Below are 12,232 nucleotides of genomic sequence, written 5' to 3' on the forward strand. Positions count from 1 at the left end.
ATGCGATGAAATCTCGCTCGACATCCATCTCTCCTCGTTTTGATACGAGGGGTCAGTTCTTCGCTTCGTTAGGGGGTCAGTTTCTCATTTCGCCCGACACCATCGCTCGAATTGAATGATCAAAGCCGTGGGTTTGACTCCCACTCTCTCCGCCGTTTCTACGACACCGCTCTTCCCCGTATCCGATTGTTCAAATCCACCGCAAAATCACCAAAGAATTCCACAATTTTGCGCTAGTCCCTCTCGCAAGCCGTCGCCATTGGTACGGAGGATGGTTCTTCATCATATGGTGTTGTTATTTCGGGATAATTTTAAGTTTTACGGACATGAGCTCCGATCGAAGCTGTCTGGCCTGACGAAAGTAGCGCATTGTCCGGCGCTGACTACCGGTTGCTGACAAGTGCAACTTCCAGCCCACCTGTGATCGGTTGTCGCCCTCAAACTTTGGATTAATTATATTATTCTGCAAAGCGCGCTCGAGCAGAGCCATAGCCCTTGAGTGGGCTTCAGGCCGAAGCCCAACGCCGGAGCCAGATTAGATGGTGCACCAGTCCCTGGACGCCGCAGACTCGGACGGTAACTCTCAGGTGTTGTGGGAGGACGGCGAGCGCGTGTTCAGCCGCGGCTGGCGACTTGACGAAAATGGCAACCGGCGCGCCGTGCTGGTCGTAGTTCCCGCCGCCGAGCACCCCTCTCCCTCCATTCTCGATCGTCTCACGCACGAATACGAGCTGAAAGATGTACTCGATGGGGCGTGGGCGGCGCGACCGGTGACACTCATGCGCGAGACCGGCCGAACCGTGCTGATGCTGGATGATCCGGGCGGCGAGCCGCTTGACCATTTGCTCGATGGGCCGATGGAGATAGAGCCGTTCTTGACCCTGGCTGTCGCTGCTACCGCGGCTCTGGGCAAACTTCATCGGCACGGGCTCATCCACAAAGACATCAAGCCAGCGAATATTGTTGTGAACTGCGCAGACGGACACGTGCGATTCACCGGGTTCGGTATCGCATCGCGCCTGTCCCGCGAGCGGCAGGCACCCGACCCGCCGGAGACCATCGCCGGCACGCTTGCCTACATGGCGCCCGAGCAAACCGGGCGGATGAACCGGTCGATCGACGCCCGCAGCGATCTCTACGCCCTCGGCATCACTTTGTACCAAATGCTCACAGGAGTTCTCCCCCTAACGGCCACCGATCCGATGGAGTGGGTGCACTGCCATATTGCCAGAAAACCGGTGCCGCCAAGGAAGCGGCTCGAGAGTGTTCCAGCGCAAGTCTCGGCGATCGTTATGAAGCTGCTCGCCAAGACGCCGGAGGATCGTTACCAGACCGCTGGCGGTGTCGAGCGCGATCTTCGACGCTGCTTGGTCCAGTGGGAAGAGCGTCGCCGCATCGATGACTTCCCGATCGGCTCGCAAGACACGCCAAGCCAACTGTTGATCCCCGAAAGGCTGTACGGGCGAGATCGCGAGATCACGACGTTGGTATCCTGCTTCGACCGCATCACCAAAACCGGTGTCCCGGAATTGGTGCTGGTTTCAGGATATTCCGGAATCGGTAAGTCCTCCGTCGTCGAGGAGCTACACAAAGTGCTCGTGCAGCCACGCGGTCTGTTCGCGTTTGGCAAGTTCGACCAGTACAAGCGCGACATTCCTTACGCGACACTGGTGCAGGCCTTCCAAAGCCTCATCAGGCCCCTCCTCAGCAAGAACGATATGGAATTGGCGAGTTGGCGCCACGCGCTTCTAGAGGCGCTGGGATCGGAAGGGCGCCTCATGACCGATCTCATACCCGAACTGAAGCTAATCATCGGAGACCAGCCATCGGTCCTCGAGCTGCCTCCACAGCAGGCACAACGCCGATTTCAAGTCGTATTTCGTCGCTTTATAAGCGTATTTGCCCGCGCGAACCAACCTCTCGCGCTCTTCCTCGACGACCTGCAATGGCTCGACGCGGCGACCCTTGATCTGTTGGAAGACCTTGTGCGCTCGGACATTCAGTATCTCATGCTGGTCGGCGCCTATCGCGACAACGAAGTCACTGCAACCCATCCGCTAATGAAAAAGCTCGGCGCCATCAAGGCCGCTAACGGAAAGGTCGTGGAAATCAGGCTTGAGCAGCTCGACCAGGAGCATGTTGGGAAATTGGTTGCGGACGCTCTTCGCTGTCCGCCGGAGCGCGCCGCACCACTTGCGAAGCTGTTGCATGCTAAGACCGACGGCAATCCGTTTTTCGCCATTCGGTTCCTGTCGTCGCTCGTCGAAGAAGGCTTGCTGGCATTCGATCATGATGGCGCGCGCTGGTCGTGGGATATCGACCGAATTCACGCCAAGGGCTACACCGACAATGTGGTTGATCTCATGGTGGGGAAGCTCGCCCGGCTTCCGATCGCGACGCAGAGCGCGTTGCGGCAGTTGGCTTGTCTCGGAAACACTGCCGAGAGCATGGCACTTTCGATCATCCTCGGGATGTCGGAGGAGCAGCTCGATACGGTTCTGTGGCCCGCGCGCCATCAAGAAATGGTCGAGCGCGCGGGAGGTGCTTACCGGTTCGTCCATGATCGCGTCCAAGAGGCCGCCTATGCACTGATCCCGGAGCGGCTGCGCGGCGAGACGCATCTTCGAATAGGACGGCTGCTTGCGGCGCGGACATCTCCGAAGAAGGGAGACGAAGCGACCTTCGAAATCGTCAATCAGCTCAACCGAGCTGGTCATTTGATTGAATCAATCGATGAACGCGAACGAGCCGCGGAATTTAACCTGGCGGCAGGCCTGCGCGCCAACTCATCTACTGCATACGTTTCGGCGCTCAGTTATTTCGTCGCAGGTCGAAGTCTATTGGCAGAAGATTGCTGGGAGCGTCGTTGGGAGCTTATCTTCACGCTCGATTTTCATCGCGCGGAATGCGAACTGTTGACCGGCGCGCTCTCGGACGCGGAAAGCCACTGGACGGCATTATCTGCGCGCGTCACGAATGTGGCTGATCGAGCGGCGGTGGCGCGCCTCGGAATCGACCTTTACATCAGGCTCAATCGACCAAGCCGGGCGGTCGCTGTCGGTCTCGAATACCTGAATTACCTCGGCATCAACTGGTCGCCGCATCCAACCGATGAGGACGCGCGCACAGCGTATCGGCGAATCTGGTCGGAGCTCGACCGGCGCACGACCGAGGAACTTAAGGCGCTTCCTGTGATGACCGACCCGGCATCCCTCGTCTTGCTGGACGTCCTGAACCGCCTCTCATCTCCGGCGCAATACACCGACTTCAACCTCTACACGCTCGCGGTGTGCGAAATGCTCCGCCTTACCTTGGATCGCGGCAACAGCGACGCGTCTGCGGTCGCGTATGCCCGGTTTGGTATGATTGTCGGCCTAGGGTTCGGTGAGTACGAGGGTGCATATCGTGTCGGGCAACTCGCTTATGAGCTCGTGGAGGAGCGTGCTCTGTGGCGTTTCCAGGCGGGCGTGTACCTGAACTTCGGTAATTTGGTCATGCCTTGGAGGAAGCATATCAGAACGTGCTGCGAACTGATGGACCGCGCATTCGACGCGGCGCAGACAGCCGGTGACCTTGTGTATGCGGGCATCTGCTTCCATCTAAGGGTACTCAATCTGCTTACGGTGGGTGATCCGCTTGCCGATGTCGAACGGGAAGCCGACAGGGCAAGGTCTCGCCAAATACAGCAAGGCTTTGAATTCCTCAGTGCGGCAGTCGCAGTAGTGCGAATGTTGCGCGGCAAGACGGTGCGGTTCGGCTCCTTGAATTATGAGCAGTTTGACGAGCAGCGAATCGAACGCGATTTCACGAAAGCCTCGGCAGCGACGGCCGGCCAATGCCTGTATTGGATTTGCAAGTTGCAAGCCCGCTTTATGGCTGGAGACTACGCGGCAGCGATCGACGCCGCGTCGAGGGCGCAGCCGCTATTGAGCATGTCTCTCACCATCATGGAGACGGCCGACTATCACTTTTACAGCGCCTTGTCGTACGCGGCCTTCTGTGACGCGACTTCTGTTGGCCAGCAGGCATCGGTACTGGACGCCTTAAATCTCCATCACCGCCCGCTTGCGAGCTGGGCCGCGGCTTGTCCCGAAAACTTCGCAGACCGTGCGTTGTTGGTCGGCGCGGAGATTGCCCGCATTGATGGCCGCGCCTTCGCTGCAATGAACCTCTACGAACAGGCCATTCGTTCGGCGCAGACAAGTGGCTTTGTCCACAACGAGGCGCTCGCCAGAGAGTTGGCGGCACGCTTTCACGACGCTTGCGGTTTCAAGGAAATCTCACACCTGTATATGCGCAACGCCCGGGACTGCTACTTGCGCTGGGGCGCCGACGGCAAGGTTCGCCAACTCGATGCGACGTATGCAGGCCCCAGATTGGAAAGGCCCACGCCCGATTCGGCAAGCACGATCGCCGCGTCTGTCGAGCAACTCGACCTCGCAACCGTGATCAAGGTGTCCCAGGCCGTATCCGGCGAGATCGTGCTGGAGAAGTTGCTCGAAATGCTCATGCGTACGGCGCTTGAACAAGCCGGTGCCGAACGAGGCCTATTGATTCTTTCACGCGGCACTGAGCAGAGGATCGCCGCGGAAGCCACGACCGATCGCGATTTGGTGGCCGTGCATCTGCGCGATGAGGAAGCGGCTGCGACGGTGCTGCCGGAGTCGGTGCTCCACTATGTCCTGCGCACTCGGGAAAGCGTTATTCTCGACGATGCGTCATCTCAAAATCCGTTCTCTGTCGATCCTTACATCGTTGAGAGCGGTCTCCGTTCCATGCTGTGTTTGCCGCTGATAAACCAGGGAAGGCTAACGGGCATTCTCTACCTGGAGAACAATCTGACGCCCGGCGTCTTTACGCCCGATCGCGTCGCTTTGTTGAGGGTGCTTGCGTCGCAGGCGGCGATATCGCTCCAGAATTCGCGGCTTTATCGCGACATCGAAGATCGCGAACGCAAGATTCGGCGTTTAGTCGACTCTAATATCATCGGGATCATCATCGCCGACCGCGAAGGTCGGATCCTTGAGGCCAATGACGCGTTTCTGCGCATCTTGGGATATGAGCGTGAAGAGTTGATCTCGGGACGCGTGCGCTGGACCGACCTGTCCGCGCCGGAGTGGCGCGAGCGCGACACGTCGACTCTGGCAAAACTGAATTCAACTGGGATCGTTCAGCCCTTCGAGAAGGAGTATCTTCGGAAAGACGGCAGTCGCGTTCCTGTGCTCATTGGCGCCACTCTGTTCAAGGAAGGAGGCGACGAGGGCCTCGCATTCGTGCTCGATTTGACGGAGCGCAAGCGTATCGAGGAAGCACTTAGCCAAGCACAGAGACTTAGTCGCACCGGAAACTGGATCTACGACGCGACAACGATGCGCTACATTTATTGGTCGGATGAGAGTTACAGGATCTGGGGGTTTGATCCAGTGCAGGGCGTTCCAAGTCGACAAAGTATGTGGGAACGCATTCACCCAGACGACCGCGACAGAGTATGGGCGGCGGTTCAAGGGGCCGTGGATCAAAAAACAGATATGATCGCGGAGTTCAGAATTCGTCTACCAGATGGAACAATCAAGTGGGTCGAGGGAACCAGCTATCATGTGTTCTCGCCGGGGGGGGCCTTGGCAGAGGTTATCTCTACAACCGTCGATGTGACGGAGCGGCGGCGGGCTCACGACGAACGTGAAAAACTGCGCCAACTCGAGTTGGACTTCGCCCATATGAACCGCGTGAGCATGATGGGAGAATTGGCCGCCTCGCTCTCTCACGAAATTCTGCACCCGATCGCGACCGCTCGCAACAATGCTCGTGCGGGGATGCGCTTTTTAGACATGAGTCCGCCGAACCTGGGTGAAGTCAGGGACGCGCTCGGTTGTGTTGTCAGGGACGCTGACCGGGCCGCCGCCATCGTCGGGCGCATGCGCGATCACATCAAGAAGGCGCCCCCACGAAAAGAGTGCTTTGATCTCAACGAGGCGATCAGCGAAGTGCTCGTATTGGCGCAAAGCGTGACCAGCAGGAATGGGGTTTCGGTCCAAACGCGCCTTGCTGAAGGGCTTCTCCCGCTTCTGGCAGATCGCATTCAGTTGCAACAGGTCTTGCTTAATCTGATTCTTAACGCAGCTGAAGCAATGAGCTCAATTGAAGAGGGACCAAGAGAGCTGTTGATTGGCACTAAGCAGGACCAGACAGGCGCCCTCATAGCCATACGCGATTCAGGACCGGGCATCGATGCGCAACATCTCGATCGAGTCTTCGATGCCTTTTACACTACGAAGTCCAGCGGGACCGGGATGGGGCTATCAATATGCCGCTCCATTATCCACGCTCATGGGGGCAAGTTGTGGGCGGAACCGAACGAACCTCGGGGCGCGGTATTTCAGTTCACACTGCCGGCGGACGACGCGTCATGGGACGTGGCTGCAGAGCCGAACGCAGACATCGCTCGAGATGTTCGTCGTCCACCGGCTTGCTGAGGTAGCTAAGAATCCCCGCCTTTAGAGCCCGATCCCTGACGACCTCATCGGGGTAAGCGGTAACCAGGATCGTCGGGATGGCGTGCCCTGCATCGACCAAATGCTGGTGCAACTCGATCCCGTTCATTCCGGGCATGTGAACGTCGGCGATCAGGCAGGCGGTATCAGGCAGGTGACGCGATCTCAGAAAGTCGGCTGCCGACGAAAACGCTTCGACAGTGTAGCCGAGTAATGTTATGAGTTTTCGCATTGAATCGCGATAGGGCTCATCATCGTCGACCACAGATATGAGTGTACGGTTCGTCATTGCGGTTTCGAAGCACCTTTCTCGCTCCCCCTATTGGCGGATGACTTTCGCGCCTACATGCAATTTTTAGTGTCAGAGATATTCCTCAAGAATGCAATGACGCCGCGCGTAAGCGATGGTTTAGTGCTCCGGCTATCCGCTTATGCAACGAATGCTGTTGACCATGAACAATTGGCCGTAAGATGATGGAGTTGAAGTGGGGAAATGCGCTTCTTCCGTAGACGCAGGAAGCCGGGATGGATAACGCGAATCCAAGTGTTTTGCTCATCGATGACGACCCCGAGTTTCGCGATTCGGTCGTGCGGTTGTTGCGGACCGTCGGGCTGCATACCCTTGAATTTTCGTCTGTTCCCGATTTTCTCAAAGCCGACCCGCCGGAGGGACCTACCTGCCTTGTCCTTGACGTCAGAATGCCGGGGCGAAGCGGTCTTGAGCTTCAGCGCGATCTCGCTGCTGCAAACAGGCAAGTGCCGATCATCTTCATCACGGCGCACGCCGACGTGCCGATGACCGTGCAAGCGATGAAGGGTGGCGCTATAGAGTTCCTCACAAAGCCCTTCCGGGATCAGGATCTGCTCGACGCCGTTGACGCCGGCCTCGCCCGCGATCGCGCCCGTCGGGAAAGTGAAAGAGCCCTGGTTGCGCTTAGGGAACGCTTCGACACGCTCAGCTCCCGCGAGCGCGAAATCATGCTACATGTCGTAGCCGGTCGCCTGAACAAACAGATTGCGCACGACATAGGCATCGCCGAATCCACAGTGAAAGTCCACCGCACCAACCTGATGCGGAAGATGAAGGCGCGTTCGCTTCCCGAGCTCAGCCGGATGGCGGACACTCTCAATGTGAGCCGGCCGCAGCCGTAGACTCATTTAATTCGGCAGTACGGCGTCGGGTGACGGTGTTGCGGGGGTTTTGCCCTGTGGCCGACACGGCTCGTGTCGCATCGCGATAAGCCGCTACGGGTGGTCTCAGTTTGGAAAGCACAGAGATGGCACGCCCGCAGAGGCGCTATGCACCAAGAGTCCCAGAGTGCGCATGCGAAGCGCATTTGTTCACGAGGGTCTCTATCTGCGCGGACTGTGCTCTGCAGCGCCAGCGGCTAACGGACTTGAGCGCGTGGCCCGACCATTCGCGTTCTAAGCCATAGTTTAGCGCAAGCAACTACAAGCCAATCTCACGGTACCTCGCGCCGAATCGTTCGTAGCGCTTCGAGCTGTCAAGTTTCACTCATGACGCTCTTGTCGAAATACGTATCTGCCGAGCAGGCAAGGCACCACTCGGATGTCGATCCTGACATCGCTTTACGTGGATACCGCGGTGAATCGAGCAAGGACCATATGTCCGTGCCGGGCGGCGGCCGCGACGGGCATTGGTTAGCCGTCAACGCCGCCGGGCCCGCAACAACTTGAAGGAGAGGAATCCGTGGAGCTTCATCAAGTTCGCTATTTTCTGGCCGTCGCGTCCACACTCAACTTCACACGTGCGGCCGAGCAGTGCAATGTCACACAGCCTGCCCTGACCAAGGCTGTGCAGAAGCTCGAGCAGGAGCTAGGCGGTCAGTTGATCTACCGCGAACGCCTGCTGACGCAGCTAACAGACCTTGGCAGGGAAGTCCTTCCGATGCTGGAGCGCACATTGGTCTCGGCCGAGACGGTGCGTCGCAGAGCCCAGGAGTTCCATCACAAGGAGGTCGCGCCACTGAAGATCGGCCTCGCCCCCTCCATCTCGGCATCACTCGTCCTCGATCCGATCGCGGAAGTCGCAAAATTCGTCCCCGGACTTCACGTCGAATTGCGAGAGCAGGCCGCGGAGAAGCTCGTCGACCTCCTGCTTGAGGGAGAGATCAGCGCCGCAATGGTCGGAGACATACAAGACCTGCCGGCCCGCGTCGACGACTGGTTGCTATTCCGAGAGCGCTACGTCGCGGTTCTCGCGCCAACGCACCACCTCGCAAACCTTCCATCAATAGGCATGGATGACCTCCGTGAAACTGTCTTGCTGGAACGCGCTGGATGCGACGTAGCGCCGAAAATTCAACGATTGTATTTCCCTGAAAAGCCGCCCCACCTCGGGCACTGCAGCGGTCACGACTTGCATTTGCAGCACATGGCCGCGGCTGGATTCGGCGTTATGCTCTTGCCCGAGCACATGCCGCGCCTTCCGACGCTCAAGACCATTCCGCTCGAAGGCGACCCGGTTTTGCGGGAGGTCCGGCTACTGGCTGTGCAGGGGCGCCGCTACTCGCCGGCGCTGGACGCTTTCGTCAAGGTCGCGCGGCTTCGTGACTGGTCAGTCGAAGGTACTGACCAGGTCGGGCAACGGTCCGGGAGTTGACGAGGGCGCCCGCATCGCACGAACACCAGACGCGCACCCCAGGCCAATCGCTTCCAGCCGATCGATCCGCAGCCTGACGTCTTACCTTCGCGTTGGCGCGGGCCGCCATGTAACCGATGTGAGCGCGCGCCGAGCGATGATTCTGAGCAGTCAGACCATCATAACGTGCCGCTATCGACTTCATGGCGTGCCGTCATTTCCCATTCGTTGCGCGGAATATCATGCTCCGGCGGTAACGCACCACGCGGCACTCCAGGATACGATTATGTTTTCAGTGATCTTCGAGGCCCTCCTAACTAATGAGAGCTGGAGTGATTACCTCGACGCGGCCGAGATGCTGCGCCCCGAGCTCGAGCAGGTCGAAGGCTTTGTCGACAACATCCGCTACAAGAGCCTGATCCGCGAGGGCTGGATCCCTTCGATTTCGAGCTGGCGGGATGAAAAGTCGCTCGTCCGTTGGCGCACCCGCACGCGCCATCACGAGATGCAGCAGAAGGGCCGCGACAATATCTTCGCAGACTACCGCCTCCGCGTCGGTCAGATCACGGCCGACAACCAGTACCCGTCGGGCACGCCCTGACGGAGCAGCGGCTCGACGAGACGGCGGCCGGGGGGGAACCACGGTTACGCTGATCAACGCGACGCGCCCCGCGGAGTGGAAGCAGACGAACAATCCGTACGACTGGGCCGAATGGCTCGGCTTAAATCCGTGGGCGACGGACAGCACGTCCTGGGACATCTTTGAAGCCGTAGTCACGCCCGGCGACTTGGTCCTGCTTATATCCTGGAAGAATGCCGTCGCGGCGCAGGCCTACGAGGACGCTTCAGTGCTGAATGACTATGCGAGGCTCAGGACAGTGCGGATCGTGCGCGACCACGGGAAATACGACCGCCGCGAGGCACCTCAATACTACGCTGACGTAGAGGATCGCGACACCCTCCACGCCTGACTTCGCTCCAGCGTCCTTCGAGTTCGACGCTCACTCGTCCAGACACAAACCAGAAAATCAGGAGACTGATATGCCCAGAATCTCGGCGCCGAACCTGGAATAGGTGCCGGCCGATTCGAAGCTTACCTTCGATGCGTTCACCAAGAACATCGGGCTTACCCCAAATATGTTGGCTACCTTTGCACTGAGCCCGATTGCGTTCAATTCGTGGGCCACTCTGCTCGGCTCCTTGAGCAAGGCACTCGACCTGAAGACGCGCGAGAGTAGGTTCTGTCGCAAATTTCCGCCCCGGATTTGCAACCTGATTGCTCGTGACATAGATCCGCGGTGAAGAAGCGCAGGTGAGTTGAGTTTCCGCCATGCTCGATTTCAAAGGCAGTCACTATCCAAAAGATGTGATTTTATACGCGGTGTTCTTCTACGTCCGATTTGCGGTCTCCTATCGCGATCTGGAAGAGATCATGGCTGAGCGCGCCGTTGCCGTTGACCACGCGACGCTGAACAGATGGGTTGTGAAATATTCACCCTTGATTGCCCGCCGGGCTCATCGCCGAAAATCCGCGACCAGCCGCTCTTGGCGAATGGACGAGACCTACATTTAGGGGAAAGGCAAATGGACCTATTTCTATCGTGCCGTCGATAAATTCGGCAAAACGCTTGATTTCATGCTGTCTGAGCATCGTGATGAGGCTGCGGCCAGCGCCTTCTTTGCCCGCACGATCGAGAACAACGGCCCGAAAAGGTCGTCATCGACAAGAGCGGGGCTAACTTGACAGGACTGCAAAATATGAACTGGCTGCTGCTGTTGCAGGGATGGTTCTGGCTGATAGAAATCCTCCAAGTCAAATATCTCAACAACAGGATTGAACAAGACCACCGGTTCATCAAGAAGCTGACCCGCCCCATGAAAGGCTTCAAATCCTTCCAGTCTGCGTCTGCAACATTGGATGGCATCGAGGTGCTGGTGCGGCGTATTGAAAATGAACCGCTTGGCCAGAAAATGGTCCTAATCCGGTAGCGATGAAAAGCAACCAGGACAATAATTCTAGACGATCATCGGGGTCGCCGAGAAAACGACCGGTCTTCCCAGCCAAGTAGAGTAAAATGGCGGACGAGTCGAAGACCGTTGCTTCATTACATTTGTCCGATGCCGAAAGCTTACCTTCATCATAACGCACGGCTATCGATTTCATGGCACGACGTCATTTCTCATTCGCCGCTTGCTATCCCATGTTGATGGGCGTGAGCGGCGGTCGTTCGCCGCCATCCCGACAGTCGAATAAGAGTTCACGATCAGGAGGCTACAAATGTCAGTCCAGAAGCCGGTTCTAACGCCGCCCCACGGTGGCGAGAAGGTGACTAGGAGCGGAGGCTCGAGCATCGAGATTAAAGTGGAGGCCAGCCAGTCCGGAGGCGATTATGGCGCTGTGCTGTGGACGGTGCGAGCCGGGGAGGAGCCCCCGATGCACACCCACTCGCGCGAGGACGAGCTCGTCTACGTGGTTGAGGGGCAGCTAATCGCGCGCGTCGGCGATTCCCGCGTCGAGGTGGGTCCAGGCGCCTACGCGGCGCTTCCCCGTGGTGTGCCGCATACGATCGAGGTCATCGGCGACCAGGCGACCCTGCTGGCCACCTTCGTGCCGGGCGGGCTGGAGCGCTTGCTGGTCCCCCGGAATGGCGAGCAGCCCGATCCGGCCGCTTTCGGTCTGACGTTCTCCTAGGGCCGACGATCGCGGCGCGTGGCGTTCATGACCGTGCGTCCGCGCCAGATGATTGATGCAACGCGCCGGCCGGCTAAGTGTCGGGGTGAAGCTCATCATCAACAGCATGAATTGCGACACGGCGTCACGTGTGTCGTGAAACTTCCGAGTAATAACCTCGTGCATCGACACTTTCGCCAGTCCGATTACGCAACGCACGACCTGCACCAGGCCGGCGCGCGACGTAGAGTCGGTTGCACATGAGAACATGCTGCTGATGGGCATCGGTGCTGAATAGCAGTCACAGGGCGGGCTCAGTATGACGTGTTTTTTCGGGGCGACGCTCTTCAGCCGGACAACCCGCGCGGTACCGGAGAACTGCGGGGGGTGCTTCGCGTCGGCACGCCCATAAGTTTCGCGCTCAGGGAAATCATTCCGCGGCTTCCCGCGTTCATGCAGCAGCACCCG

General features: G+C 58.5%; 7 protein-coding genes and 3 pseudogenes. 8 read left to right on the forward strand and 2 right to left on the reverse strand.

Features of this window, described 5'->3' with window-relative positions; all coding sequences use genetic code 11:
- Positions 1-539 precede the first annotated feature (539 nt).
- Positions 540-6,473 (forward strand): AAA family ATPase, encoded by a 5,934-nt coding sequence (locus PY650_RS35010; RefSeq protein WP_285884626.1) that lies wholly within the window; start codon positions 540-542, stop codon positions 6,471-6,473.
- Here the strand turns inward: PY650_RS35010 and PY650_RS35015 are convergent.
- Positions 6,382-6,780 (reverse strand): response regulator transcription factor, encoded by a 399-nt coding sequence (locus PY650_RS35015; protein WP_285884627.1) that lies wholly within the window; start codon positions 6,778-6,780, stop codon positions 6,382-6,384. The genes PY650_RS35010 and PY650_RS35015 overlap by 92 nt on opposite strands.
- A gap of 236 nt (positions 6,781-7,016) precedes the next feature.
- Between PY650_RS35015 and PY650_RS35020 the strand changes: the two genes are divergently transcribed.
- From PY650_RS35020 to PY650_RS35045, 6 genes and pseudogenes are all read left to right on the forward strand, one after another.
- Positions 7,017-7,643: a response regulator transcription factor gene (locus PY650_RS35020; protein ID WP_285884629.1), complete on the forward strand. Its 627-nt coding sequence runs from the start codon at positions 7,017-7,019 to the stop codon at positions 7,641-7,643.
- 559 nt (positions 7,644-8,202) lie between these two features.
- Positions 8,203-9,114: a LysR family transcriptional regulator gene (locus tag PY650_RS35025; RefSeq protein WP_285884630.1), complete on the forward strand. Its 912-nt coding sequence runs from the start codon at positions 8,203-8,205 to the stop codon at positions 9,112-9,114.
- Between the two features lie 265 nt (positions 9,115-9,379).
- Positions 9,380-9,694, forward strand: coding sequence for an antibiotic biosynthesis monooxygenase family protein (locus tag PY650_RS35030; RefSeq protein WP_285884631.1), 315 nt, complete (start codon positions 9,380-9,382; stop codon positions 9,692-9,694).
- A gap of 187 nt (positions 9,695-9,881) precedes the next feature.
- Positions 9,882-10,064 (forward strand): hypothetical protein, encoded by a 183-nt coding sequence (locus PY650_RS35035; RefSeq protein ID WP_285884632.1) that lies wholly within the window; start codon positions 9,882-9,884, stop codon positions 10,062-10,064.
- Between the two features lie 103 nt (positions 10,065-10,167).
- A pseudogene (locus tag PY650_RS35040) lies at positions 10,168-10,329 on the forward strand (carboxymuconolactone decarboxylase family protein); the annotation flags it as partial.
- Positions 10,330-10,423: 94 nt separating this feature from the next.
- Positions 10,424-11,082: pseudogene (locus PY650_RS35045) on the forward strand (IS6 family transposase).
- Here the strand turns inward: PY650_RS35045 and PY650_RS35050 are convergent.
- Positions 11,018-11,197, reverse strand: a pseudogene (locus tag PY650_RS35050) (glutathione S-transferase family protein); the annotation flags it as partial. The pseudogenes PY650_RS35045 and PY650_RS35050 sit on opposite strands and share 65 nt — an antisense overlap.
- A 330-nt stretch (positions 11,198-11,527) precedes the next feature.
- Here PY650_RS35050 and PY650_RS37245 point away from each other — a divergent pair.
- A complete protein-coding gene (locus PY650_RS37245) occupies positions 11,528-11,785 on the forward strand; it encodes a cupin domain-containing protein (RefSeq protein ID WP_349644545.1) in 258 nt (85 codons plus the stop codon).
- Positions 11,786-12,232 lie beyond the last annotated feature (447 nt).

The sequence above is a fragment of the Martinezella calliandrae genome (genome assembly GCF_030272695.1).
Taxonomy (GTDB): Bacteria; Pseudomonadota; Alphaproteobacteria; order Rhizobiales; family Rhizobiaceae; genus Rhizobium; species Rhizobium calliandrae.